21 protein-coding genes are annotated in these 26,850 nt (G+C 63.8%); 9 read left to right on the top strand and 12 right to left on the bottom strand.

Features of this window, described 5'->3' with window-relative positions:
- Positions 1-21 precede the first annotated feature (21 nt).
- Positions 22-1,518 (bottom strand): Fe-S cluster assembly protein SufB, encoded by a 1,497-nt coding sequence (sufB, locus tag AC0L23_RS01480; protein WP_007609805.1) that lies wholly within the window; start codon positions 1,516-1,518, stop codon positions 22-24.
- A gap of 116 nt (positions 1,519-1,634) precedes the next feature.
- Positions 1,635-2,774, bottom strand: a complete 1,140-nt coding sequence (locus AC0L23_RS01485) for a cysteine desulfurase family protein (RefSeq protein ID WP_085358774.1) — start codon at positions 2,772-2,774, stop codon at positions 1,635-1,637.
- Positions 2,775-3,118: 344 nt separating this feature from the next.
- On the opposite strand from AC0L23_RS01485, the gene AC0L23_RS01490 reads away from it, so the two are divergent.
- Together AC0L23_RS01490 and AC0L23_RS01495 are read left to right on the top strand one after the other, a co-directional pair.
- Positions 3,119-3,766: an alpha/beta hydrolase gene (locus AC0L23_RS01490; RefSeq protein ID WP_007591562.1), complete on the top strand. Its 648-nt coding sequence runs from the start codon at positions 3,119-3,121 to the stop codon at positions 3,764-3,766.
- Between the two features lie 7 nt (positions 3,767-3,773).
- Positions 3,774-4,286: a DUF1697 domain-containing protein gene (locus AC0L23_RS01495; RefSeq protein WP_085358775.1), complete on the top strand. Its 513-nt coding sequence runs from the start codon at positions 3,774-3,776 to the stop codon at positions 4,284-4,286.
- Here AC0L23_RS01495 and AC0L23_RS01500 read toward each other — a convergent pair.
- The 3 genes from AC0L23_RS01500 to AC0L23_RS01510 form a co-directional block, all read right to left on the bottom strand.
- Positions 4,283-4,606 carry a DMT family transporter gene (locus AC0L23_RS01500; protein WP_039799056.1) on the bottom strand — a complete coding sequence of 108 codons (324 nt, stop codon included), beginning with the start codon at positions 4,604-4,606 and terminating at the stop codon, positions 4,283-4,285. The two genes, AC0L23_RS01495 and AC0L23_RS01500, sit on opposite strands and share 4 nt — an antisense overlap.
- Positions 4,607-4,616: 10 nt before the next feature.
- A complete protein-coding gene (locus AC0L23_RS01505) occupies positions 4,617-5,294 on the bottom strand; it encodes a glutathione S-transferase family protein (RefSeq protein ID WP_018454457.1) in 678 nt (225 codons plus the stop codon).
- A 98-nt stretch (positions 5,295-5,392) separates the two neighbouring features.
- Positions 5,393-6,496 (bottom strand): anhydro-N-acetylmuramic acid kinase, encoded by a 1,104-nt coding sequence (locus AC0L23_RS01510; RefSeq protein ID WP_018454458.1) that lies wholly within the window; start codon positions 6,494-6,496, stop codon positions 5,393-5,395.
- Positions 6,497-6,660: 164 nt separating this feature from the next.
- Here AC0L23_RS01510 and tyrS point away from each other — a divergent pair, with 164 nt between their 5' ends.
- The 4 genes from tyrS to AC0L23_RS01530 all read left to right on the top strand — a co-directional run bounded on the left by tyrS (position 6,661) and on the right by AC0L23_RS01530 (position 11,945).
- Complete coding sequence (gene tyrS / locus AC0L23_RS01515; RefSeq protein ID WP_085358777.1) at positions 6,661-7,914, top strand: tyrosine--tRNA ligase; 1,254 nt, start codon at positions 6,661-6,663, stop codon at positions 7,912-7,914.
- Positions 7,915-7,971: 57 nt separating this feature from the next.
- Entirely contained in the window at positions 7,972-9,243 is a 1,272-nt protein-coding gene (locus AC0L23_RS01520) for an MFS transporter (protein WP_085353503.1), read from the top strand.
- 219 nt (positions 9,244-9,462) lie between these two features.
- Positions 9,463-9,867 carry a DoxX family protein gene (locus AC0L23_RS01525; RefSeq protein ID WP_018454461.1) on the top strand — a complete coding sequence of 135 codons (405 nt, stop codon included), beginning with the start codon at positions 9,463-9,465 and terminating at the stop codon, positions 9,865-9,867.
- 383 nt (positions 9,868-10,250) lie between these two features.
- Entirely contained in the window at positions 10,251-11,945 is a 1,695-nt protein-coding gene (locus AC0L23_RS01530; protein WP_018454462.1) for a methyl-accepting chemotaxis protein, read from the top strand.
- Positions 11,946-11,977: 32 nt separating this feature from the next.
- Here the strand turns inward: AC0L23_RS01530 and AC0L23_RS01535 are convergent, their stop codons facing one another.
- Entirely contained in the window at positions 11,978-15,775 is a 3,798-nt protein-coding gene (locus tag AC0L23_RS01535) for a YhdP family protein (protein WP_085385291.1), read from the bottom strand.
- Between the two features lie 204 nt (positions 15,776-15,979).
- On the opposite strand from AC0L23_RS01535, the gene AC0L23_RS01540 reads away from it, so the two are divergent.
- The 3 genes from AC0L23_RS01540 (at position 15,980) to AC0L23_RS01550 (ending at position 18,726) form a co-directional block, all read left to right on the top strand.
- Positions 15,980-16,672 (top strand): peroxiredoxin, encoded by a 693-nt coding sequence (locus tag AC0L23_RS01540; protein WP_085353506.1) that lies wholly within the window; start codon positions 15,980-15,982, stop codon positions 16,670-16,672.
- Positions 16,673-16,782: 110 nt separating this feature from the next.
- Positions 16,783-18,141: a M23 family metallopeptidase gene (locus AC0L23_RS01545; protein WP_198957644.1), complete on the top strand. Its 1,359-nt coding sequence runs from the start codon at positions 16,783-16,785 to the stop codon at positions 18,139-18,141.
- A 99-nt stretch (positions 18,142-18,240) separates the two neighbouring features.
- Entirely contained in the window at positions 18,241-18,726 is a 486-nt protein-coding gene (locus AC0L23_RS01550; protein WP_026232740.1) for a low affinity iron permease family protein, read from the top strand.
- 117 nt (positions 18,727-18,843) lie between these two features.
- Here the strand turns inward: AC0L23_RS01550 and AC0L23_RS01555 are convergent, their stop codons facing one another.
- The 6 genes from AC0L23_RS01555 to AC0L23_RS01580 form a co-directional block, all read right to left on the bottom strand.
- Positions 18,844-20,079 (bottom strand): ABC transporter substrate-binding protein, encoded by a 1,236-nt coding sequence (locus AC0L23_RS01555; protein WP_085353508.1) that lies wholly within the window; start codon positions 20,077-20,079, stop codon positions 18,844-18,846.
- Between the two features lie 107 nt (positions 20,080-20,186).
- Complete coding sequence (locus AC0L23_RS01560; protein ID WP_085353509.1) at positions 20,187-21,098, bottom strand: DMT family transporter; 912 nt, start codon at positions 21,096-21,098, stop codon at positions 20,187-20,189.
- Positions 21,099-21,177: 79 nt separating this feature from the next.
- Positions 21,178-22,053: a DMT family transporter gene (locus AC0L23_RS01565; protein WP_085353510.1), complete on the bottom strand. Its 876-nt coding sequence runs from the start codon at positions 22,051-22,053 to the stop codon at positions 21,178-21,180.
- Positions 22,054-22,066: 13 nt separating this feature from the next.
- Complete coding sequence (locus tag AC0L23_RS01570; protein WP_085353511.1) at positions 22,067-22,948, bottom strand: NAD(P)-dependent oxidoreductase; 882 nt, start codon at positions 22,946-22,948, stop codon at positions 22,067-22,069.
- Positions 22,948-24,079 (bottom strand): peptide chain release factor 2 gene (gene prfB / locus AC0L23_RS01575; RefSeq protein ID WP_143273426.1). Its coding sequence is split into 2 segments (ribosomal slippage): positions 22,948-24,009 and positions 24,011-24,079, totalling 1,131 coding nucleotides; the frame shifts between segments, so codons are not numbered across the junction. Before prfB ends, AC0L23_RS01570 begins: the two co-directional genes overlap by 1 nt.
- 111 nt (positions 24,080-24,190) lie before the next feature.
- The gene (locus AC0L23_RS01580) at positions 24,191-26,698 is read right to left on the bottom strand and encodes a penicillin-binding protein 1A (RefSeq protein ID WP_085353514.1); all 2,508 of its coding nucleotides are present in this window, start codon (positions 26,696-26,698) and stop codon (positions 24,191-24,193) included.
- Positions 26,699-26,850 lie beyond the last annotated feature (152 nt).

The following is a 26,850-nucleotide window of genomic DNA, read 5'->3' on the forward strand; positions in this document are numbered from 1 at the left end:
CGCGCGCCGCGAGGGCCGGCGCTAGCCGACCGATCCTTCAAGCGAGATCGAGATCAGCTTCTGCGCTTCCACCGCGAATTCCATCGGCAGTTGCTGCAGCACGTCCTTGACGAAGCCGTTGACGACGAGGCCGACCGCCTCCTCCTGCGTGAGGCCGCGCTGGATGCAGTAGAACAGCACGTCCTCGGAGATCTTGGACGTGGTGGCCTCGTGCTCGAACGTCGCCGACGAGTTCTTGGCTTCGATGTAGGGCACGGTGTGCGCGCCGCATTTGTCGCCGATCAACAGCGAATCGCAGGCGGTGAAGTTGCGCGCGCCGGTCGCCTTGCGATGCGCCGTCACGAGGCCGCGATAGGTGTTCTGCGATCTGCCGGCGGCGATGCCCTTGGAGATGATACGGCTCGACGTGTTCTTGCCGAGATGGATCATCTTGGTGCCGCTGTCGACCTGCTGATAGCCATTCGAGATCGCGATCGAATAGAATTCACCACGCGAATTGTCGCCCCGCAGGATGCAGCTCGGATACTTCCAGGTGATCGCCGAACCTGTCTCGACCTGGGTCCAGGAGATCTTGGAATTGTTGCCGCGGCAGTCACCACGCTTGGTGACGAAATTGTAGATGCCGCCTTTGCCTTCCGAATTGCCGGGATACCAGTTCTGCACCGTCGAATATTTGATCTCGGCGTCGTCGTGCGTGACGAGTTCGACCACGGCCGCGTGCAGCTGGTTCTCGTCGCGCTGCGGCGCGGTGCAGCCCTCGAGATAAGAGACGTAGGAGCCCTTGTCGGCAATGATCAGCGTGCGCTCGAACTGGCCAGTGTTGCGCTCGTTGATGCGGAAGTAGGTGGACAGTTCCATCGGGCAGCGCACGCCCGGCGGCACGTAAACGAACGAGCCGTCCGAGAACACCGCCGAGTTCAGCGTTGCGTAGAAATTGTCCGACGTCGGCACCACGGATCCCAGATATTTCTGCACCAGCTCGGGATGCTCGCGGATCGCCTCCGAGATCGGCATGAAGATCACGCCGGCCTTCTTCAGCTCGGCCTTGAAGGTGGTCGCAACCGAGACCGAATCGAACACCGCGTCGACCGCGATCTTGCGCCTGTTGGGGTCTTCCTCGCCGGGCTTCGGCTCGACGCCTTCGAGCATGGCGACTTCCCGCAAGGGAATGCCGAGCTTCTCGTAGGTCTTCAGAATCTCGGGATCGATCTCGTCGAGCGAGGTGATCGTCTTCTTCGGCTTGGGAGCCGAATAATAATAGAGGTCCTGAAAGTCGATCTTGGGATAGTCGACGCGGGCCCAGGTCGGCTCGGTCATGGTCAGCCAGCGCCGATAGGCCTCGAGCCGCCACTGGAGCATCCAGGCGGGTTCGTTCTTCTTCTCGGAGATGAACTTGACGGTTTCTTCCGACAGCCCCTTTGGGGCCTTGTCGGACTCGATCAGGGTCTCAAACCCATAACGATACTGATCGACGTCGATGCGCTTCACGCGCTCGACCGTCTCTTGCACGGCTGGCATTCTATCCTCCGCTCGCGGTTTCAAGGACCGCGGTGGATCATCAAATTCGGACGACTATTACGATGTTTCTTGGCGGGACGCACGCGCTTAGAACCGTTCAAGCCGTGTTTCATCGCTTATCCCTTAAGTAGGGTATTACCGAGCTTTCGCCAAGCCTCTAACGCCCTGTTGATGTCATCCGGCTCCGTGGACCAGCCCAGACTGAGACGCACCGCTCCTTGGGCGACGGTGGGATCATACCCCATCGCCGACAGCACGTGGGACGGCTGTACCTTGCCCGAGGAACAGGCAGAGCCCGAGGACACCGCGACACCTTCGAGGTCGAAACCGATCACCGCGGTCTCGGCTTTCAAGCCGGGAGCCGTGAAAAGAACGGTATTTGGCAACCGCCTGGCGTCATCTGAGAAGACCGTTGCGCCGGCCATGGAGCGAATGCCATTTTCCAAGCGATCTCTGAGGGTTGCCATCCGTTCCGCATCCTCCGGCAAAGCCTGAAGGGCAGCCCGCACGGATGCCCCGAAGCCGGCAATGCCGGCGACATTCTCGGTTCCGGCGCGCCGGTTCAGCTCCTGCCCGCCGCCCCGCAGCACCGGCTCAAGTCCGGCCACGCCCTCGGCCACGACCAGCGCGCCGACCCCCTTGGGGCCGCCGATCTTGTGCGCAGAAAAGGTCGCAAGGTCCGCACCGATCACCTTGATATCGAAGGGGATTTTCCCAAGCGCCTGGATTGCGTCGACGTGCAGGAGGCCGCCGGCCCCGTGAACGATTCCCGCGGTCTCGGCGATAGGCTGCAGCGCGCCCGTCTCGTTGTTGGCCGCCATGATAGAGACCAGCGCCGGCGGGCCCTCTCTGAGCAGCGCCTTCAAATGATCGAGGTCGATCACGCCGGAGCGTGTGACCCTGATCTGACCGATCTCATCTGCCGGGAACCGGCCGCCTGCCAGTACCGAAGCATGCTCGACGGCCGAGACCAGAAGCCGCTCGACAGGCCCCCCAGACGGCCCCCGAAGCCCCGGTGAAAGCGCCAGCGCGTTGGCTTCGGTTCCCGTGGAGGTGAAGACGACGTTCCGCGGCAGCGCGCCTACTGCGGTCGCAAGGATGGCCCGCGCCCCCTCGACAAGCCGTCGCGCCTCGCGCCCCTCGGCGTGAACAGAGGACGGATTGCCGATCAGCTCGTAGGCTGCGAGCATTGCGCCTCGCGCCTCGGAGCGAAGCGGCGTGGTCGCGTTCCAGTCGAGATAAACACGGCTCGGCATGACGTATTATGTTACCATTCGGACCAGGCTGCTTCGCCCGCACTGGTACCCGACATGGACCCCCGGGCAGCGCTTGGCAATCTCGATTCCCAATCGCCTTCGCGCGATGACGGCCATGACACGCTAACGTCTTGAGCCGATTGCGGGATGTTCAAGATGCTTGCTTTTTGACCCTCGCCTCATGTTAGAACGCGCGCGTCAGTTCGCCGCGCGCCGCTCGCGCATCATCCGAGGGCGCCGCTCCACCCTTCCATTCGCGGCTTGATCGGCCCAGCAGCCGATGAAATCCGCACAATCGGTTGATTGTTGAAGAGCGTCTTCAAGGGATCAATCAAGAGATCATCATGCCTGAAGTTATTTTCACCGGCCCCGCCGGCCGTCTCGAAGGCCGCTACCATCCGGCCAAGCAGAAGAACGCGCCGATCGCGATGGTCCTGCACCCGCATCCGCAGTTCCACGGCACGATGAATCACCAGATCATCTACCAGTGCTACTATGCGTTCGCGCATCGTGGCTTCTCGGTGCTGCGATTCAATTTCCGCGGCGTCGGCCGCAGCCAGGGCTCGTTCGACCACGGCACCGGCGAATTGTCGGACGCGGCCGCGGCGCTCGACTGGGCGCAGACCATCAATCCCGAAGCGCGCGCCTGCTGGGTTGCCGGCTTCTCCTTCGGCGCCTGGATCGGCATGCAGCTGCTGATGCGCCGCCCCGAGGTCGAGGGCTTCATCTCGATCGCGCCGCCCGCCAACCTCTACGACTTCTCGTTCCTCGCACCCTGCCCGTCCTCGGGGCTGATCGTGCATGGCGAGAAGGACGCGGTGGTGCCGCCCAAGGACGTCAACACGCTGGTCGAGAAGCTGAAGACCCAGAAGGGCATCGTGATCGACCAGCAGGTCATCCCGGGCGCCAACCACTTCTTCGACGCCAAGCTCGAGCCGCTGATGGAAACCATCACCGCCTATCTCGACATGCGCCTCGCCAACGTGCGCTGAGCTTTCCGTGGGTGCGTTCATCGCATTGCTGCGTGCCGTGAATGTCGGCGGCACCGGCAAATTGCCGATGAGCGAACTCAAGGCCATGTGCGAGGAGCTCGGCTACGCCGCCGTGCGCACCTATATTGCAAGCGGCAACGTCGTCTTCACAAGCCGCAAGTCGCAATCTGCGATCAAGACCGCACTCGAAAAGCGGTTGCACGCCTATGCCGGCGCGCCGGTCGGCGTGCTCGTGCGCAGCGCCACCGAGATGGCGCAGGTCTTGGCCGATAATCCGTTTCCAAAGGCCGCCCCCAACCGTACCGTCGCGATCTTCCTCGACAAGGCGCCGCCGGCGGATGCGCTCGCCGGCATTCGCGGCCAGAACAAGGAGGAGATCCGCCTCGGCCGCCGCGAGATCTACGTGCATTACGGCGACGGCATGGGCACGTCGAAGCTGGTCATCCCCGCCGCCAAGACCGGCACCGCGCGCAACATGAAAACGATCGCGACGCTCGCGAAAATGGCCGCAGAGCTCTAGGCCAGCTTGAGCGCCGCGATCCCCGTCAGCACCAGCAGGATCCCCGCGATCTTCATTGCGCTCAGCGCCTCGCCGAACAGCACCACACCCATGACGACGGTGCCGGCGGCGCCGATGCCGGTCCAGACCGAATAGGCGACGCCGACCTCGAGCACCTTCAAAGCACGCCCGAGCAGGACAACGAAGGCTACGAGCAGCACGAGCGAAACGACGCTCCAGCCAGCGCGCGTGTAGCCTTCCGCATATTTCATCGAGATCGCCCAGCCAACATCGAGTGCGCCTGCGATCACCAGCATCAGCCAGGCCATGGATTGCGACATCGGCGTGGGCTCAGGCCGCAAGCTTGAGCAGATGCGCGTCGTGGCGCACGAGGAAGGCGCGCAGCAATTGCGGATAGTCCGCGCCCACCGCAGTACGGACGCTCGGACGCTTCGCCAGTTCGGCGCGCCATGCGCGGACCTTCGGCACATCGCGGAAAATGCCGTGGTCGGTCAGCTCGTCGAACAGATCGAAGTAGCGGAAGACGGGGGCGAATACGGCGTCGACGAGACTGAACGCTTCGCCAGCAAAATAAGGACCGGCACCGAGCGCCGCTTCGACCCGGGCGAACTTCACCATCAGCGCCTGGCGCTTGCTCTCGAACGTCGCCGCATCGGTCGTGGTCTCTAGGCCCCAGAGATCGGCGAGCACTGCTGAACCGAACTCCATCCACGCCCGGTGCTCGGCACGCTCCAAGGCATCCGCCGGATGCAGTCTCACGCCGCCTTGCGTCTCCTCGATGTACTCGCAGATCACGTTGCTCTCGAACAGCGCGACCTCGCCCTTCTCGCTCGTCACGACCAGCACCGGCACCTTGCCGAGCGGCGACAGTTTGAGAAACCAGTCGGGCTTATTGGCGAGATCGATGTCGACCCGCTCGAACGGCACGCCCTTCTCGTTGAGCGCGATCACCGCGCGCTGCACATAGGGGCAAAGCTTGTGGCTGATCAGTTTCAGTGAAGCGGTCATGGCGAGAATCCCGACGGTTAGATGCAACTGCATCAAAGATAGATGCATGTGCATCTACCTGTCAAGATCAATGCATCTGCATCATCCCGCCTATCATCTCAAGGCCGCGCGATCACCCCGCCCGTCATCGGCATCGGCACGCCCGTGGTCCCGGGATACGACAGCGGCAGGCCCTTCAGGCCGCGCGCGGCGAGGAAGCCGAAGGCCTGCGCCTCGATGGCGTCGGAGGCCCAGCCGACTGCCTCCGCGGCCTCGACAGTGGCGGACCCAACGCGCTCCCGCAGCATCTGGAGCATGGTCCGGTTGCGGGCGCCGCCGCCGCAGACGATCCAGCTCCGCGGCCTGCGTGGCAGCAGCGGGATGATGCGGGCGATGGCCGCCGCGGTGAAGGCGGTCAGGGTCGCGGCGCCGTCGGCCGGCAGGACATCGCCGAGCTTTAGTGCGGCAAAATCGTTGCGGTCGAGCGATTTCGGCGGCGGGCTTACGAAGAACGGCAGCTCCAGCGCCCGCGCGATCCAGGCTTCGTCCGCCTTGCCGAGGGCTGCGAGCTTTCCGTCCGCGTCGAACGCCTGGTTCATGGTGCGGTACATGAAATCGTCGAGCAGCGCGTTGCCGGGTCCGGTGTCGCAGGCAATCAGCGTGTCGTTGCCGTCGATATAGGTGATGTTGGAGACGCCGCCGATATTGACCACGATGATCGGCCCTTCGCGCTCCAGCGAATGGGCGAGCGCGCGGTGATAAACCGGCACAAATGGCGCGCCCTGCCCGCCGGCCTCGACGTCGGCGGCGCGAAAATCATGCATCACGGGGATATGGATCGCCCTGGCCAGCGCCGGCGCGTCGCCGATCTGCACCGTCAGCCGCTTCTCGGGGCGGTGCAGCACGGTCTGGCCGTGGAAGCCGACGATGTCGATGTCTTCCGGCTTCATCCGGTTCTGGGCGACGAAGGCGGCCACCGCCTCGGCATGCGCGAGCGTCACTGCGCGTTCGGCCTCGGCCAGAACTCCCGGCCTAGCATCGCGTTGCGCCAGGTGCACGGCCTCGCTCAGCGCCTGACGCAGCAGGTTGCGCTCCGCCGGGCTATACGGCCGGTAGCCGGACGGCCCGAATGCCTTCACCTGCTTTCCGTCGGTTTCGATCAGCGCAACATCCACCCCGTCCAGCGAGGTGCCGCTCATCAAACCGAGTGCCGTCAACATCATGGATCAGCGTCCTCAAGAGACCCTTCCGGCATGCCGATCTTGTGCCAGAGGGACACATCTTATAATGCCACAGGCCAAAGTAGCGGGCAGCAACCGAGTTCCCACGGATGACCCTTAAATTGCTCCCAAAACAGTAAACCAAGAATTGTCAGGCGCGCCGACAAATGACTGCATTCAAATCGGATTTCCTCAATACGCTGCAGGAACGTGGATTCATCCACCAATGCTCCGATTTCGAGGGGCTGGACGCCCTCGCCGCCAAGGGCGAGGCGACGGCTTATGTCGGTTACGATTGCACCGCCCGCTCGCTGCACATCGGCAACTACCTGACCATGATGATGCTGCACTGGCTGCAGCAGTCCGGCAACAAGCCGATCACGCTGATGGGCGGCGGCACAACCATGGTCGGCGATCCCTCCGGAAAGGACGAGACGCGCGCGATCCGCACCGTCGCCGAGATCGAGGCCAACAAGGAATCGATCCGCGGCGTGTTCGCAAAGGTGCTGCGCTATGGCGGGGGCAAGAGCGACGCCATCATGCTCGACAATGCCGAGTGGCTGACAAAGCTCAACTACATCGAGATGCTGCGCGACGTCGGGCGGCATTTCTCGGTCAACCGCATGCTGACGATGGACTCCGTGCGCCTGCGCCTCGAGCGCGAGCAGGAGATGAGCTTCATCGAGTTCAACTACATGATCTGCCAGGCCTACGACTTCGTCGAGCTCGCCAGGCGGACCGGCTGCAACTTGCAGATGGGCGGCTCCGACCAGTGGGGCAACATCATCATGGGCGTCGATCTCGGCCGCCGCATGGGCACGCATCAGCTGTTCGCCCTGACGACGCCGCTGCTGACGACGGCGTCGGGGGCCAAGATGGGCAAGACCGCTCAGGGCGCGGTCTGGCTCAACGCCGACCAGTTCTCGCCGTATGATTTCTGGCAGTACTGGCGCAACACCGAAGACGCCGACGTCGGCAAGTTCCTCAAGCTGTTCACGACGCTGCCAATGACCGAGATCAGGAAGCTCGAGGCGCTCGGAGGCTCCGAGATCAACGAGGCCAAGAAGGTGCTCGCCACCGAGGCGACCGCGCTCCTGCATGGCCGCGACGCAGCGAACGAGGCGGCCGAGACCGCGCGCCGCACCTTCGAGGAAGGCGCGCTGGCCGAGAGCCTGCCGACCGTGGAAATTCCGCGCGGCGAGTTCGACGCCGGCCTCGGCGTGCTCAACGCCTTCGTCAAGGCGGGCCTCGTTGCCTCCAACGGCGAAGCACGGCGCCAGATCAAGGGCGGCGGCCTGCGCGTCAATGACGAGCCCGTCACCAACGAGAAGATGGCGTTGTCGGCGGCCGACCTGACGCCGGAAGGCGTGGTCAAGCTGTCGTTCGGCAAGAAGAAGCACATCCTCCTGAGGCCTGCATAGGCGTATGAGCTTTTCGCTGCTTGTCAGGGCGCGCTGAAGCGCGCTCCCTGATCGGCAATGGACCAGAACACGCTAGAGGAACAGTCCAAGCAAGCGACCAGGGAACGCGTCACGGCGACGCCGCAGGGCGTCGTGCGCACCGCGCTGGTGGTGCTCGCGCTCTGCTTCACACTCGCCGTGCTCGGCCGCGGCCTCAGCGAAAGCTTCACCGTCTTCCTGAAGCCGATCTCGGAAAACTTTGGCTGGGATCGCGCCCAAGTGGTCTCGATCTATTCGCTGACGTGGCTCGTCAGCGGACTGACGGCGCCGTTGGTCGGGCGCCTGTTCGATCATTCCGGACCGCGCATCGTCTATGCACTGGGCCTTTTGCTGCTCGGCTCGGCCTTCCTGATCGCAAGCCACGCGCAGTCACTCTGGCAGTTCCAGCTCTCGATCGGACTCTGCGTCGGCATTGGCGTCGCCTTCATCGGCAATGTGCCGAACTCGATCCTGCTGGGCCGCTGGTTCGGCCCAAAACTCCCGACCGCGATGGCGGTGGTCTACTCGGCCATGGGTGGCGGCGTGCTGGCGCTGCTGCCGGCCTCGCAGCTTTTGATCGATCATCTGGGGTGGCGCGAAACCTACCAGCTGTTCGGCTTCGCCGCGCTCGGCCTGCTGGTGCCGCTCATGCTGCTGCCATGGCGGCTGTTCGCCTCGGGCTCGCCGCAGATCGCGAAGAAGACCGATCCGGATTTCGTCGATCACGGCTGGACCCTTCCGAGCGCGATGCGCCATCACGCCTTCTGGGCGCTGTTCTCGACATTCTTCTTCACCGCGGTCGGCATGTATGCGATCGCCGCCCAGATCGTGGCCTATTTGATCGATGCCGGCTTTCCACCGCTGCAGGCCGCCACGGCCTGGGGCTTCTCCGGCATCGTGCTGGTGTTTGGCATGCTAGGCGTGTCCGCGCTCGACGGCCTGATCGGTCGCCGGCCGTCGGTGCTGCTCAGCTACGCGATCTCGATCCTCGGCATCTTCCTGCTGTGGCTGTTGCAATACTCCGCCAATTTCCTCCTGCTCACCGGATTCGTGGTCTGCTTCGGCAGCATGATGGGCTCACGTGGACCGCTGATCACGGCGACCGCGATGAAGATCTTTGGGGGCAAGCGCGTCGGCACCATCTACGGCACCATCTCGATCGGCAGCGGGCTCGGCTCGGCTTTCGGCTCCTGGAGCGGCGGCCTGATCCATGACGCGACCCATGGCTACAACGCGCTGCTCGCCTTCGCACTCGCGAGCGTGGTGCTCGGGATGATCCCGTTCCTGGTCGTGCCCGCCTTGCGGCGGTAGGTCTCCTGAAGGTAACTTGAGCGCATTCGCGTCACCGGGAAATTACGGATGGGCACGACGCGAACAGCTACGAAGATGTGGATCGCACGCGGCTGAAAGTCCTTCCTGCGGTGTTTTGTCCGACATGACAAAAATGTCAGCGCAAATTGCCCTTGGGCGGCTTGCAGGGCGGAACTGAATGCGGTCCTAGTCGCAGCATTGGATGGAGGGCACAAACCAATGAACTTTCCCTATCTCGTTCGCTTTCAACCGGTTCTCTTGAGCCTGTTTCGCTTCATCACCGGCCTGCTGCTGTTCCAGTACGGTGTCGCCAAGCTGTTCAAGTTTCCGGTGCTTCCCTACTTCGCAAACATCCCGCCGATCATCTACGCAGCCGGTACGCTTGAGCTCGTGCTTGGCGCGTTGCTGATGATCGGCCTGTTTACCCGCCTCGCGGCATTCATCCTCTCGGGTGAGATGGCCTTCGCCTATTTCATGGGGCACATGTTCAAGGGCGAAACGCCGGTGTTCCTGCCGCTGCTCAATGGTGGCACCGCGGCGATCCTGTTCTGCTTCGCCTGCCTCTACCTCTCGGCAGCCGGCGGCGGCTCGGTCAGCGCCGATGCGGCGATGGGCAAGGACTAGCGGCGCGTTCGCGCGGCGCTGAGGCGTCAGCGATTGATTCGCGAATGAAGAGATGGCATCCGTATGTTCACGGGTGCCATCTCAGCGCGAGCCCAGCACGTTCCAGACCAGGACGAGGACCGCGACCAGCAGCATCGACATGATGAGGCGGTGAACGAATCGGTTCATTGCCGCTCCCAACGGATTAGGTCGCGACTAAAGACCCACACGATTTTTCTCCGAGTTGACGCGCCATGCGCCCGAGAAGCGCATGACGACCTGCATGTTTGCGCACGCGGCTGCGCACGCAGCTTGCGCAGCAGCCGTCGCACGCGTCCATTCATGATTGGTAAGAATTTCATGCTACCGACGCGAGCAACAATAACCATTCCGTCGAGGCCGTGATGAAGCTGCTGAGTCACCTCAAGATCCGCACCAAGCTCGCCAGCATGGTCTGTCTTTCGGCACTCACGGTCACGGCCATCATCGGGGTGTCGTCCGTGCTCAGCAAGAGCCGCATGCTGGAGGATCGCGTTCAGCAGATGCGGACCGCGGTCGACATGCTCCACAACCTCGCCCAATCACTCGAAGAGGAGGTCGGCGCCGGCAAGCTGACGCAGGCCGAAGCGAAAATCCAGTTCCATCTGCGCGGCCGCCGCATGAGCTTCAATGGCGGCCAAGGCTATCCGGTGGTCTATAACGCCGATACCTCGATCCTGATCAATGGCGCGAACCAGCAGCTCGAAGGCAAGATCACGGGCGCCAAGGACTCCAACGGTGTCCTCATCGCAGATGCGATCGTAACGGCCGGCAACCAGGCTGCTCAGGGCGGCGTAACCTCATATCTCTACCCCCGCCCCGGCCAGACGGAGCCCGTCCGCAAGACCGTTTTCGCGCGCAAATTCGCGCCCTGGAACGCGACGATCAGCTACGGCCTCTATGTCGACGACATCGACGCCGACGTGCGAGCCTTGACGCTGGAGCTGGGGGCGATTGGCATCGGCTTGATGCTGCTGATGGCGACACTGTCCTGGCTGATCGCCCGCGACGTGCTCGGCGCGCTCGATCGCCAGAAGAACCGCATGCAGGCCATTTCCGAAGGCGCCATCGACACGGCGGTCGAGGAGACCGGTCGCGGCGACGAGATCGGCCGCATGGCCGAGACCCTCGAAGTGCTCAGGCAGACCGCGCTGACGGCCCGCAAGCTGGAGGCGGAGCAGGTCGCCACCAAGACCCGCAGCGAACAGGAGAAGCGCGACGCGCTGATCTCGCTTGCCGACCGGTTCGATGCCTCCGTCGGCCAGCTCGTCGGCCTGATGGCCTCGGGCTCCGGCGAGCTGGAGGTCACCGCCAAGTCGATGTCGTCGACCGCGGAAGGCACCAACCGCCGCGCCGCCGTCGTCGGCTCGGCCGCCACCGAAGCCAGCCAGCGCGTCCAGACGGTCGCGGCCGCGGCCGAGGAGCTCTCCTCCTCCATCACCGAGATCAGCCGTCAGGTCGCGCAGTCCGCCGTGGTCACCGGCCGCGCCGTGGACAGCGCCCGCCGCACCGACACCATCGTGCGCGCCCTCTCGGACGGCGCCCAGCAGATCGAGCACGTCGCCGAGCTGATTTCCAGCATCGCGGCGCAGACCAATCTGCTCGCGCTCAATGCCACCATCGAGGCCGCACGCGCCGGTGAAGCCGGCCGCGGCTTTGCTGTCGTCGCTTCGGAGGTGAAGTCGCTGGCGAGCCAGACTGCAGAAGCCACCCGCGAGATCGGCGACAAGATCGCCCAGATCCAGGGCGCGACCAAGGAAGCGGTGGACGCCATCGGCGGCATCACCGCCACCATCGAGGAGGTCAGCCGGATCGCGACCTCGATCGGCGCCGCGATCGAGGAGCAAGGCGCCGCCACGGCCGAGATCGCCCGCAGCGTCTCCCAGACGGCCGAGGCAACCCAGGAAGTCACCACCAATATCGGGGGCGTCAGTACGGCAGCGAACGAGACCGGCAATGCCGCAGGCATGGTGCTCGCAGCAGCCTCAAACCTCTCCAAGCAGGCCGAGCAGCTCTCTGGCGAAGTCGGGACTTTCCTGGCGGGCGTGCGCGCGGCGTAAGGCGGCGCGGAAACCAAGGTGTAGCCTCGCCACTAACGTCGCGCGAGGGTGCAGCCGCTCGATAGCTGGCGCGTCGATCCGGTCGAGCCATCGTTCGACTGCGACGGGAATTCCTCGAACGGCGAGTTCTGTTTGCCGGTGTTGAATTCGAAGATCTTGCGGAACAGACCGGGGGCCATCGCCGAAATCGGGTTGACGCGCATTACGGGCGCTGCCGGCGTGCCGACGACCTCGTAGGTCACGCCGATCAATCCTTCATTGTTGCCGCCGCCGAGGAAGATGCCGAACAACGGGATCTGGCCGAAGATGTTGTTGACGCCGTACATCGGGACGAAGGTGCCGCTCATACAAACCTGGTTGCCGGGAAAGTCGATTGAGCCCTCGATGGTGGCGCCGATCATCGGCCCCTTGACCACGCCGTCGCGGATCGTGAGCGCGCCGTTCTGCCGCGTGAACTCCGCGCGCATCGCCGTGAAGGCTACGCCGTTCTGGGCGCCGTTGGGAGCGCCCGCCGCGACGCGATCGAGTTGCTCCATTCCCTTGACCGAGAAGTCGCGCACGTTGATCAGGCCTTCCCGTGTCGTAGGCTCCGACGTCGGCGGCTCCATGGCCACCACCATCTGGCCGCCGAAGACCTTGTTGGTGGTGTCTGTGAAGCGCAGGAAGTTGCCGGCATCGCTGGTCTGGAGATAGATCACCTCGCGGTTGCCCTGGGCGCGGCCGCCGCGCAGGTCGGCGGCCACGGGCGTGTCTTTTCCGATCCTGCCGCTCAGCGTGAAGGCTTTGACCGCACCATTGCGCCGCGACATCTTGGCGTCGACGCTGCGCATCGCCTCGCCGTTGAAACCCATGACGGCGCCGAGCTTCACGTCGATGTCGAAATCGAGGTTCTTCGTCTTGCTCTTGGCATCGTCCTTGGAATTGCCTGAGATCGCCGACTTCAGGAAGCCGCGGCCGTCGAATACGTCGCCGCGCATCGTACCCTTGAGCACGCCGTCCTGGCTGCGCTCCACTTTGAGTGAGGCCTTGTCGCCGTCGGATGGCGCGTAGGTCGGGAAGTTCGCGTTCATGAGCTCGCCGTTGGCATCGACCTCGAGCGACCCCTTGATCGAGGCGCCGCCGCCTTCGATGACGATGTCCTCCAGACGCGTCGATTGCGCCGTCGGCACCACCTTGAAGCTGGCCTTGCCCGCTCTTCCCGGCAGCTTGACCCAGCCGGGCAGGATGTTGTCGAGCTTGACCGAGGTCAGGTCGGCCTCGATGCCGAGCTTCGTCGTCTGGTCGGGTCCCCCGGCGATCTTGCCCGACAGTTTGATCGGCACCGATCCGCTGACGGCGGGACCCAGATCGAATCCGAGGCGCGCGCGGCTCGCATCGTCCAGCGTGGTCTGCAGTTTGACGTCCGCATCGCCCTCGGCCGGCTTGCGGTAATCGAGCGAGGCCGCCTGCCCGTTGATCTTGACGTCGCCCTTGACCTGATAGCCCTGGTTGCTCGCGACGATCTTGAGGTTGTTGGCCTCCAGCTTTTGGTTCATCACCAGCTTGTCGGCACCAAAACCGTTGAGATCGGCCGTAACGCTGTAGGTGGTGTCGGCTTTGGTCAGCTCGCCCTTGACCGGCAGCCCAAGCTGGACGTTCGCCGAGAACGTCCCCTTGCTAGTATTGGGATCGATGACGGTCGACGACAGATCGCTCAAGCGATCGTTGGAAAGCATTTCGGCGGCCGCAGGCACCGGACCTTCGACACGAAACCTCGTCCGCGACGGCGACGGCTTGGGCGCCATATCGGGCACCTCGAAAACAAAGTCGGAAATCGTGACCTTGCGCCCCGCCGGCGTATCGGCAATGCCCTGCCCGATATTCACCGTCGCGGTGCGGCCGGTCACGCGCGCCTTCAAATCGGCATCGTGCACCACGGGCAGGCCATCGACGGGGCGAACCGTGACACCGCTCGCCACGATATTGACCGACAAGCCGTCGTCGGGAATGGGTGGGCCCTTGCGCGGAAGATTCTTCGTCGGTGAATTAACGCCGATCTCGATGCGCTGGAGCGTTCCACGCTCGATCCGCTCGATCACCCATTCGCGCAACTCGGGAACGACAAGGGTCGGCCACATCCGCTTGAGCGCGGAGGCCGACATCGGCGTTCCCGCGAAACCCAATGTCAGCCGCGGCTCGCCCGAATAGTCGATGGCACCGGTGCCGGCGACGCCGATCTCTCCGTTGGAGATATCGGCCTGGGTCAACAGCAGCCTCTTGTGGTCGGTATCGAAGCGGAAGCCGATCGCAATACGGTTGAAGACCAGCGGCGGCTCGTTGTCGATGCCGCCGAGCAGGATCGAACCGCCACTGAAACCGAGCTGCCAGTCATTGACGGTGCCGTTGGGCGGCTCGACATGAGCCAGAAGCGTCAGGCGGTTCGCGCCCGAGAGGACCTTGAACGGAGCGACCAGCACCCGCCGGTTGGCGTCCCACTCGACATTGATCTCGGCCGAGTCGATTGCCATCGGATAATCGGGCGTATCGGTGTCGATGATGTTGCCCGCACCGACCGTGATCTTGCCGCGAAAGAAAGTCGGCACGCCGTCGCGGCCGAGCTCGCCCTTGAGCTCGCCGGTCAGCGGCAGGTCGGCGGTGTAGGTGAGGTCCTTCACCCGCAGCGCCAGCAGGATGTTGGCGGTCGAGACCTTGTCGGCGCGGATATCGACCGAGCGCACGCCGTTCTCGGTGGGACCGATCGTGGCACGCAACGACCACGGACGCGCGCCCTCTTCACCGAGGCTGAGCGCGACGCCGCCACGGCTCGGTCGGCGCAGGCTGAGCGTGATGTTCTCAAACGTCCATTTGCTGCCGCGCTGCTGGTCGTCGACGATCAGATTGCCGTTCTTCAGGCCGATCTCGTTGAGATTCTGGCCGTCGAGGCCGGTCATGCTCAGACTGTCGAGCCAGTCGAGGCCCTGAAGAATGCCAGTCGGGGACGTGGCCTGGGGCGCGGCTTGCGGTGCGTCGGAGGTCGCAGGCTCGGTGGCGAATGGCGGCGGTGGCACACCGTTGCGCGGGAAAGTCGGCGGCAGTCCCGCGTCCCTTTTGGAGGCGACGCCGGTTGCGAGCGGCTTTGCGGTGTCGCCGGCCGATACCGTGACGGTGCCGTCAGGCGCGATCCGGATTGCGAGCTCGGCATCGACGAGGTTGAGGCTTTCGGCGCGCAGATGCCCCATCAGCAGGCCCGCACCCGACAGCTTCACCTCGGCCTTCGGCGCGGTGGCGACAATGACGTGATCGTGGTCGCGCACGACGATATCACGGATGCGCACGGCGATGCGGATCCGCCCGGCCCGCTCGATCTGCGTGCCGCCGACCTCCACGGTGTTGCCGTGACCGATATTGTCCTCGATCGCGGCCGCGAGCCACGGCGTCGCAATGTCGAGATTGATGGGACCGGCGCCGAGCCGCCACCACAGCGCGCCGAAACAGCCGACGAAGATGACGACCAGGACACCGACGACCACGGCCACGCGCTTCAGCCAGCGACCGCCGCCCAACCAGCGGCGCAACGGCCCAAACCCGTCAGCGAAGCGATGGAAGCCCGAATTGGAACGCGACAACAGCCGGCGCGCCCGATGGCCCGCCGCCGCTTCCTGATCCGGATCCCAGTCGGCGTCGTCCCATTGCTGCTGCTCTGGTTGGCTGCCGCGCCGATCCAAATCCCGATTGTAATCCTGGGGCGACGTATTCCTTGCCATTGCCTCTCGATACAGGCGCCCGTCGTGGGATTGAGCGCCGCCGGGGCCGCAGCCGTCGACGGGAAGCGAAGCTTCCCGCGCCGGCATTGCCGCCATACCTCGAATATTCCTTCTGTTCGTCATGTCGCCCCGGGAGCGCGTTCAACGAGCAGTGGGGTGGTGCGTGGAATTCCTTGTAACCAGACTCCGGCGTCGTCAGACTCGCCCCGCCGAGGGCACGATTCCGGCATAGCGGAAAAGGGCTGCAATACCGCTTTGGTTGACCCGCCGAAAGCGACGAAAGGAAGGCGTATGTCCAAGAAATCCCGAAAGAAATCGTCCAAAACGCCCTCCGTCACTCCGACGGCTAAAAAGACGCCCGTGAAAGCGCGGGCTGCGACTCAAACCAAGCTCGCGAAAACACAGCGGACACCGGCGAGCAAATCAACTGGGACCATAGCAAAGACAACATCGCATAAGGCCGCATCGAAACGGTTAAATTCTTCCAAATCGGCATCCGCGCCTGAAACGGCGGCGAAGGCCGGCTTGGCTGAGGGGCAGAAGGCTCCCGCCTTCCGCCTGCCCCGCGACGGCGGCGGCGTCGTCGCGCTGTCGGATTATGCCGGCCAGAAGCTGGTCCTGTTCTTCTATCCCCGCGCCGACACGCCAGGCTGCACCAGGGAGGCCATCGATTTCACCCGGCTCACCGGCGCCTTCGCCAAGGCTGGCACCGCCGTGCTCGGCATTTCCGCCGATCCGGTCAAGGCTCAGGACAAGTTCCGCGACAAGCACGGTCTCGGCGTGCCCCTCGTCTCGGATGAGACGCACGAGATGCTGGAGGCCTACGGCGCCTGGGGCGAAAAGTCCATGTATGGCAAGAGCTTCCTGGGAATTCTTCGCACCACGATGCTGCTTGGCGCCGACGGCAAGATCGCCCGGATCTGGCGCAATGTCCGGGTCGACGGCCACGCCGACGAGGTGCTGGAAGCCGCAAGGAGCCTTTAACCAATCATTTAAATTCAAGGGGTTCCGTTTCCGGAAAATTAACCATGACCGGCCCAGATTGCCGCGGCAATTAGGCCGCACGGACTCATCCGATCGGCGCGGGAGTGCCGATGTCGAAAAGTTCTGCCCAACTCTCGCAGTACCCCCAACATCACCCGCACGACCATGGACGGGCCTTTCATCGCCGTGCCGCCGCAGTGGCAACCGCGCTTCCCCTTCCGGACACCGACGACGCCTACACCATCGTGCATCACGGCAAGCAGGTTCGCCTGGGACCTGTGGTGTTCTGGATCGTGGTCGGCACTGTCGTGTTGCTCGGGCTCTGGTCGGCCGCAACCGCGACCTATTTCGCCTTCCGCGACGACGTCCTCACCCGGCTGATCGCCCGGCAGGCCGAGATGCAATACGCCTATGAGGACCGCATTGCCGAGCTCCGCGCCAAGGTCGACCGCACCACCAGCCGGCAGCTGCTCGACCAGGAGCAGTTTGACCAGAAGCTCGACCAGATCATGAAGCGCCAGACGGCGCTGGAGTCCCGTGCCACAGCGCTCGGGTCCATGCCGGACGTGACCGGATCAATTCCCCGCTCCACCCCGCAGCGTGGCGATGCCAGCCAGACGACGCAGGGCACGCCAAAGCCCTCGCCGATCAGCGACACCGTGATCTTCGTGGCGCCGCCGGATCGGGAAGCGCGGCTCGAGTCGCGCGCGCCGACCCTCGCAGCTCCGCCCGTCAATCAATTCGCCAAGAACCAGGGGTTCGACAACGTCGTCGTTCGGCTCACGACCTCGCTGGACCAGGTCGAGCGTCGCCAGATGGCGGCGCTCAACGCCGTCGAGGAAGGCATGGATTCGCGCATGCGCCGGATGCGCGGCGTCGTCAGCGATCTCGGCCTGAACCTCGCAAATCTCGAAGCCGCCGTGCCGCGCACCGCGATGGGCGGGCCGTTCGTGCCTGTTAAAATCACCGCCAGTTCGGGGCCGTTCGAGAAGCAGCTCTATCGCATCAACAACACCCGAGCCGAGATGGACCGGCTCAATCGCACGCTCGCGCTCGTGCCCTATCGCAAGCCCGTCATCGGCGAGGTCGAGTTCACCTCCGGCTTCGGCGTGCGCAGCGATCCGTTCCTCGGCCGGCCTGCGATGCATACCGGGCTCGACTTCCGCGCCGCGAGCGGCGATCCCGTTCGCGTCACCGCCAACGGCAAGGTCGTCTCGGCCGGCTGGTCCGGCGGCTACGGCCGCATGATCGAGGTCGATCACGGCAATGGCCTTGCGACGCGCTATGGCCATCTCTCCGAGATCAATGTCCGGGTCGGCGAGATCGTGAGAATCGGCCAGGTCGTTGGTCTCGTCGGGTCGACCGGCCGTTCCACCGGGCCGCATCTGCACTATGAAACCCGGATCGACGGCGAAGCGGTCGATCCGCAGAAGTTCTTGCGCGCCGGCGTGCGACTCAGCGCGGGCTAGGCTCGTTGAGAGCGCGCTCGTCTCGTCCCAGGTTTACATGGCGGAACTTCGGAGTTCCCTTCGCGTTAGGTCGCAGGTCCTCAATGGCGCGATCTTCTGATGCAACAGATCCATACGAAAGCTCGTCCGGCCAAGGGCAAAGCGGACCAGCCACGTAACAACGCGGCTCAACTCTTCAGCGATATTGCTAACCGAACATCTCAAGCGGCCGGGCGAGCGCTGACATTCATGATTGCAGCCGGCATCATCCTGGTTTGGGCGGTCACCGGTCCCATCTTCCATTACTCCGACACATGGCAGTTGGTGATCAACACCGGCACCACCATCGTGACATTCCTGATGGTCTTCCTGATTCAGAATTCCCAGAATCGCGATAGCGCGGCCATTCAGGTGAAGCTCGACGAACTGATCCGGGTGAGCGCGGTGCAAAATTCCTTCGTGGGAATTGAGCATTTGACCGACGACGAGCTCGACGAGATCCGCACCAAATGTGAGCTTCGCGCCAAGGCCGAAAAGGTCGGAGACGAGACAGTCAAGAATACCGGCAAGAAGGCGAAACGCGCCGCCGATCTCGTCACCGAATAAGCGGACGGATGCCGGGAACGACGAGGTGCGCAGCTTCGTTCGCAATCGCAACGCTTCGGCAGGCTCGCCCCGTCTTCATCACACCAGGCAACTGGCCCGCCGCGGAGCCAGCCCTGACTATTGGCCGCGCTCGTGGCCGACCTCACCGGTGATGACGTCGCCGAACAACTCCCAAGCCTGGCCGTTGAAGCGCATCAGCTGCATCTGCTCGATCGGAAAATAATCGTCGGCCGAAGTGTTGACCATGATCCCGGGCAGCATCAGGTCGGTGTGAAAATCCTTCAGGCTGGTGGCCTGCTTCATCACGTTGTCACGGGTGAGATTGTCGCCGCACTGCCTCAGCACCTGCGCCATCGCCTCCGCCTGGACGTAGCCATAAAGGTTGTTGGCGTTGGTCTTGTCCCCTTCGGGATAGTACTTATCCATGAAGGTGCGCCACGCGACGACCGCCGGATCCTTGTCCCAGGTCGGGTCGGTCGGATCCTTCAAATATGCTGTCGAGATGATATCCTTGGCATAGTCGAGCCCGGCGGGCTTGAGCACCGAGGCGATCGAGGTAGCCGTATTGGCGAGGAAGAATTTTGGCTTCCAGCCGAGCTCGCCGACCTTCCGGATCGCCTGTGCCGAGCCTTTCGGCGCGGCCCATGAGAAGAAGATGTCGGCGCCGGAATCGTGAAGCGCAACGATCTGCGAGTCGATCGAGGGATCGCTGACCTCATAGGATTTGTCGGCGATGATCATGCCAGCCTTGTCGCCGAGCCCGTCCTTCAGGCCCTTGAACTGGTCCTTGCCGGCGTCGTCGTTTTGCCAAAGAACGGCGATCTTGCTGTTCGGAAAGTTGTCGCGAATATATTTCGCGTAGATGCGCCCCTCGCTCTGGTAGTTCGGCTGGAAGCCCATGGTCCAAGGGAAATTCTTGGGGTCCCCGAACTTGGTGCCACCGGAGGCGACGAAAAGCTGCGGCACCTTCTTGGCATTCATGTATTTCATGATCGCGGAGTTCGAGGGCGTTCCGAGCGGCTGGAAGATCAGCAACACCTCGTCGCTCTCGACCAGCTTGCGCGCCTGCTCAATCGCCTTTGGCGGCGAATAGGCGTCGTCATAGCTGATGAAATTGATCTTGCGACCGTTGATGCCGCCCTGGTCGTTGATCATCTTGAAGAACGCGGCCTCGGTCTTGCCGATCACGCCATAGGACGACGCCGGCCCGCTATAGGGCATGATATTGCCAAGCTTGATTTCGGTGTCGGTGGCGCCGGGGTCGTATTTTTTCTGCGCCAGGGCCGGTGTCGTGACGAGCGCGCCGGCAGCTAGAATGGCGAGGGCAGCAAGGCTATTGCGACGATCCGGCATCGTTCTCTCCCTGTGTTTTATAGTCTTGTTTTGCCGAGAGTGTCGCAAGGTGGCTCTCTGCTGGCAAGCGCCACGATTTTCCGTGAGATGAAACGAGCGTTCCAGAACTATGTGCCGCGCCGCAGCAGGTTCAGAACGCGCCCATCGATCACCAGTAATGCGCTGCCGATCACGATCGCTCCCGCGATCTCGCGCATGGAGATCGGCTCGCCCAGCACCAGCCATCCCAGAAGAATGGCGGTGACGGGAATGAGAAGCGTCACTAGCATCACATTGGTCGCGCCCGAGCGCCGCAGGATCTGGAAGAAGACGATATAGGCGAGCGCCGTCGACAACCCGGCAAGGCCAAGCACCGCCAGCCAAATCGTCACGCCCGGCATCGGGAAACGCCACGGCTGCTCCATTGCGCCAGCGACGATCGCCATCATCACCGTGGAAGCCATCAGTTGAAACGCGGCCGTCCCCAGCGGGGCTGCGTCCTTCAACAACCGCCGCGCCGCCAGCGCGGCAAAGCCATAGCTCAAGGCGCCACCGAGACAGAGCAGGATGCCCAGCCCCTGCCCCGCCCGTGTCTCGACACCCCATCCGTGCAGGATGATCACGCCGGCGAGGCCCAGTGCCACGCCGGCGACGCGGCGGAGCCGTAAGGCCTCTTCGCCCGCCGCGGCCATCACGATCACCGTGAACAGCGGCGTGGTGGCATTCAGGACCGACGCCAGCCCGCTTGGAATGAAAGTCTGGCCGATCACGATCAGCGAGAACGGGATGACGTTGTTGAGGAGCCCCATCGCGACGAACGGTTTCCAGCCGGCGATGCCCTTGGGAAAGGCGATGCCCTGAAAACGGAGCAGCGGCAGCAGAAGGGCTGAACCAAGTGCAACGCGCATAAACACCAGCGTGAGCGGCGGCAATTCCCGCAGCGCCGCGCCGTTGAAGAAGAACGAGCCGCCCCAGAGCGCCGAGAGCACAGCGAGCAGCGACCAGTCGCGCGCGTCGATACGGTTGTCGATCGGGGACATGGCGTCTCACAGCGATGGTCCGACCTGCTAGGACTGCGCGACCAAAATTGCCACCCGATTTCCGGGTAAAGGGCGAGATTCAGGATCGATCGCGACTTCGCGCGTCAACCGCGATATCCGCAACCACCGCCCCAACGACCAGAACACCGCCAACAAGGGCGTGGACGGCAGGTACCTCGCGAAAGGTAATCCAGATCCAGAACGGCATCAGCGGCGTTTCCAGCGTCGCAATCAGGGAAGCCTGGCTCGACGGCAGGAGGCGCGAGCCGAGCATGTAGAATGTCAGCCCCAGCGCCACCTGAAAGCAGCCGAACATCGCGAGGATCGCGAGGTTGGCGCTGTCGATATGGACGAGGTCGTGCGCAAACGGAAGGCTGACGAGGCTTCCCAGGAAATTCGACAACGCCGCCGCTGCCACCATCGATGTCTCCTGGTAGCGTCGGATCACAACCGTCATCGCCGAGATGGCGAGTACCATGAGGCAGCTCAGCGCCACGCCTCCAACATCAGCCCCGGCTTCGATGCCTCCGACCGTGATGGCGACGCCGCCAAAGGCAACGAGGCTCGCGATCAGGGTACGCCATGTTACGGCTTCGCCAAGCCACAGCCACGCCAGCGCCGCGGCCACGAAAGGCTGCGTGGAGATCAGCACAGCCACATTCATCACCTTGGTCATCTGGAGCGCGGGGATGAAGGAAACCATGCCGAGCGTGGACAATGAGGCGACGAGCAAGCCGCCGCGTCCCGGCGCCACCAATTGCCGCAGCGCGCCGCGTCCCTGCATCACGACGAGAAACACCGAGATCAGACTGCCGCCGAACACGCCGCGCCAGAACAGAATGGTCCAGGGATCGAACGGCAACAGACGTGTGAAGAACGGCGCCGTGCTCCAGGCAATCGCAGCTGATATGACGAGGGCAATGCCGAGACCGCGTTCCGAACGAGGCTGCCCCATGTCGATGCGGCCGCTAGGACGGTTTCTTCGGCCGCGACACCAGTTCGATCATCTTGCCTTCGTCGTCGTCAGGCATCGCGGCCTTCGCTTGCGCGTAGGCTTCCACCGCGGCGCGCGCGACCAGCGGCTTGTCGGCCAGCAGGCTCTCGGCGAGCTTCACCGCGTAGGCGGCATCCTTGTGCCGCAGCGCTGCCGTGAATGTCGCGCCGGAGAAATCGCGGGAGACCATGCGCTTGGAATGACGCTGCACCTGCGGGCTCGCGGCCACGCCCGCCTGAATCGACTCCAGCACGAGGTTCATGTCGAGCCCGGCCTGCTCGGCAATGGCAAGCCCCTCGGCGAGGCCGGCGATCTGGATCGCGCCCATCAGATTGTTGATCAGCTTGTAGACCGTGCCGGAGCCGACCGCGCCGAAATGGCGGATGGTCGAGCCGATCGGCGTCAGATAAGGCCGCGCGCGTTCGAGATCGGCGGCATCGGCACCAACGAGCAACGTCAGCTTTCCGCTCGCGGCCGCATCCGGCAATCCCGTCACGGGGCAATCGATATAGATCAGCCCGCGAGCGTTCATCTCGCGGCCCATCTCGCGCGCATGGTCATAGGAGACGGTGGAGCATTCGATCGCAATGGTGCCGGCCTTCGCGGTCTTGGCTGCGCCCTCGGGCCCGAGCCAGACCGCACGCGAGGCCTCATCATCGGCGACCATGGTCACGACGGCGTCGGCGTCGATCGCCGCGTCCTCAGGCGAGGTCGCCCAGAGCGCGCCGCGCGCGATCAGGTCTTCCGCTTTTGTTTTACTGCGATTCCACAGCGTCACCGTGAAGCCAGCATCGAGATAGCGGCCGGCCATGCCATGGCCCATCCGCCCAAGCCCGATGAAGGCGATCCGGGGCATCAGTCGACGTCCTCGATGTCGGCGCCGGGAGTGCCGAAGGCGCGCTGCGCCAGGGTCGCGGCCATGAAGTCGTCGAGATCGCCACCGAGCACGCCTGATGTGTCGGAGGTCTGCACACCCGTGCGCAGGTCCTTCACCATCTGGTAGGGCTGGAGCACGTAAGAGCGGATCTGGTGGCCCCAGCCGATGTCGGTTTTGGCGGCCTGGTCGGCGGCGGCCTTCTCTTCGCGCCGCTTCAGCTCGATCTGGTAAAGCCGCGCGCGCAGCATGTCCCAGGCCTGCGCCTTGTTCTTGTGCTGCGAGCGGCCGGCCTGGCAGACCACGGCGACACCGGTCGGGATATGCGTCAGCCGCACCGCGGACTCGGTCTTGTTGACGTGCTGGCCGCCGGCACCACCGGAGCGCATGGTGTCGACGCGGACGTCGGATTCCTTGATGTCGATCTTGATGGTGTCGTCGATCACCGGAAACACAGCAACGGACGAGAACGAGGTGTGCCGCCGCGCGTTGGAATCGAACGGCGAGATCCGCACCAGGCGGTGCACGCCCGCCTCGGTCTTCAGCCAGCCATAGGCATTGTGGCCGGAGACCTGGATGGTCGCGGACTTGATGCCGGCCTCTTCGCCCTCGGACTCTTCCAGCACCTCGACCTTGAAGCCGTGGGTTTCGGCCCAGCGCGAGTACATGCGAAGCAGCATCTGGGCCCAGTCCTGGCTTTCGGTGCCACCGGCGCCGGCATGCACTTCGAGATAGGAATCGAAACTATCCGCCTCGCCCGACAGCAACGCCTCGAGCTCGCGCCGGGCGACTTCCTTCTTGAGGGTCTTGAGCGCGGCTTCGGCTTCCTTGACAACGCCCTCATCGCCCTCGGCTTCGCCGAGCTCGATCATGCCGATGTCGTCTTCGAGCTCCTGCTCGACCTTGCCGATGCCGGAGAGCGCATCCTCAAGCGAGGTGCGCTCCTGCATCAATTTCTGGGCTTTCTGGGGATCGTTCCAGAGATTGGGATCTTCTGCGAGCTTGTTCAGCTCAGCGAGGCGCGCCGTCGATTTCTCGACGTCAAAGATGCCTCCTCAGCAGCCCGACAGACTGCTTGATCTCTTCTACCAACCGTTCGATTTCGGCGCGCATGTGGTTCTCTGGTCTCGCGGAATTTTTCCGCGTCTAATGACAACGGGATGTAGCGGCGGCGGCTGCAAAGCGCAACCGCCGCGGCGACGAACGTCTGTCTTGTCCTAAGCCTTAGTACAGCCCGCCGGTGCCCGGCCGCATGAAGAAACCGGAATCCGGCTGCTGCTGCTGCGACGCCGGCACGCCGCCTCGCCCATCGGCATCGGCAACGCCGATGACGGAGTAGTTATCCGGCGGCGCCGTGCCCGGCTTGAAGGCTTCGAGAATGGTTCCGCCGGTCTCGCCCGGACCGGCGCGCATGCCGGACTTGGCGACGACCCGCACCAGCTTGATGCCGGCCGGCACCTTGAACGGGACCGCGGGCTTGTCGGCGAGCGCGAGCTGGAGGAAGTCGCGTGCGATGGGAGCTGCGAGATGGCCGCCGGTCGCGGCGTTGCCCTTGCCGAGCGGACGCGGTTTGTCATAGCCCATATAGATGGCAACGGCGACGTCGGGCGAGAAGCCGACGAACCAGGCGTCCTTGGCCTCGTTGGTGGTGCCGGTCTTGCCGGCGATCGGCTTGCCGACCTGCTTGACCACGGTCGCGGTACCGGCCTGGACCACGCCTTCCATCAGCTCGGTGATCTGATAGGCGGTCATGGAATCCAGCACCTGCTCGCGGCGGTCGATCAGCTGCGGCTCGTTCTGGTTCTTCCAGCCGCCGGGCGCGTCACAGCCACGGCATTCGCGCTGGTCGTGCTTGAAGATGGTGTGGCCGTAGCGATCCTGGATGCGGTCGATCAGGGTCGGCTTCACCCGGCGGCCGCCATTGGCGAGCATCGAATAGGCCGTGACCATGCGCATCGCCGTGGTCTCGCCGGCGCCGAGCGCGTAGGACAGATAGTTCGGCAGTTCGTCATAGACACCGAAGCGGCGGGCATATTCGCCGATCAAGGGCATGCCGATGTCCTGGGCGAGGCGCACCGTCACCGTGTTGAGCGACTGCCGCAATGCGTTGCGCAGCGTCACCGGCCCCTGGAATTTGCCCGAGGAGAAGTTTTCAGGCCGCCACACGCCCGCGCCCTGGCCTTGATCGATTTCGATCGGGGCGTCGAGCACGACAGTCGAAGGCGTATAGCCGTTGTCGAGCGCAGCCGAATAGACGATCGGCTTGAACGACGAACCGGGCTGCCGATAGGCCTGCGTGGCGCGGTTGAACTGGCTCTGGTCGAACGAGAAGCCGCCGACCATCGCCAGCACGCGACCGGTCCAGGGGTCCATCACCACCATCGCGCCGGACACTTCCGGGATCTGGCGCAGCCGGTACTGCCCTTCGACAGGCTGGGCGTCCTTGTACAGCGGATCGGCGTAGATCACGTCGCCGGGCTGGAGCACCTGCGACACCGCACTCGCCGCCCTGCCCTTCGCAGCCCCCGAGGCCGCTCTTGCCCATTTGATACCGTCGAGCGTGATGAGGCCGGTCTCGCGCTGCTTGCTCACGGCGCCGCCGAGTTCGCGGCTCGGCTGGAAGCCGATGCGCGCCGACTGGTCGCTGGTCTCCAGCACCACCGCCATGCGCCACGGCGAGATATCGGACAGAGACTTGATTTCGGCGAGCTTCACGCCCCAGTCGCCCGAAATGTCGAGCTTGCTGATTGCGCCGCGATAGCCCTGCTGCTCGTCATAGTTGACGAGACCGGCGACCATGGTCTTGCGCGCCATGACCTGAATCTTGGGATCGAGCGTGGTGCGGACCGAAAGGCCGCCCTCATACAGCTTCTTCTCGCCATAGCGCTCGAAGATGTCGCGGCGCACTTCCTCGGCGAAATATTCGCCGGCGAAGGTGTGGGCGCCGTTGGAACGGCTGGTAACGGCCAGCGGCTCCTTGCGCGCCTTGTCGGCGTCGGCCTGCTTGACCCAGCCGTTCTCAACCAGACGATCGATCACGTAGTTGCGGCGCTCGATGGCGCGGTCGCGGTTGCGGACAGGATGCAGCGTCGCGGGCATCTTCGGCAGCGCCGCGAGATAGGACGCTTCCGCGACGGTCAGCTCATTCACCGACTTGTCGAAATAAACCAGCGACGCAGCCGCGATTCCGTAGGCACCTAAGCCCAGATAGATTTCATTCAGATACAGCTCGAGGATCTTGTCCTTCGAGTAGGTCTTCTCGATCCGCATCGCCAGCAAGGCTTCCTTGATCTTGCGCGCGAAGGAGACCTCGTTGGTCAGAAGGAAGTTCTTGGCGACCTGCTGGGTGATCGTGGAAGCGCCCTGCGGACGGCGGTTGGAGCCGTAGTTCTGGATGTAGACCACGCCGGCGCGCGCCATGCCGGTGTAGTCGATGCCACCATGCTCGTAGAAATTCTTGTCCTCGGCCGCGAGGAAGGCGTTGATCACGAGTTTCGGCACCGCCTGGATCGGCAGGTACAGCCGCCGCTCCTTGGCGTATTCGCCGAGCAGCGAGCCGTCGGTCGCGTGCACGCGGGTCATCACCGGCGGCTCGTAATCCTGAAGCTGAGAGTAGTCAGGCAAGTCCTTGGAGAAATGCCAGATCAGGCCTGCGACGGCACCCACCCCGACAAGGAACAACACCGTTCCCGCGGCGAACAGGAAGCCCATGAACCGCACCAGCAAGCGCATTATCTGTTTATCCGTTCAAACTCTGGATCAGCCCAAGATCAGCCCTGGCACCAGAAACAGGCACCAAACCATCGCGAATTCACCGGCTTTACTCAATACTATTAGTGCCGGACTCAAGGCGCTTGCCGAGCGGGATTCTCGCCGATTCCGGA

Source organism: Bradyrhizobium sp. MI1.4 (genome assembly GCF_055811315.1).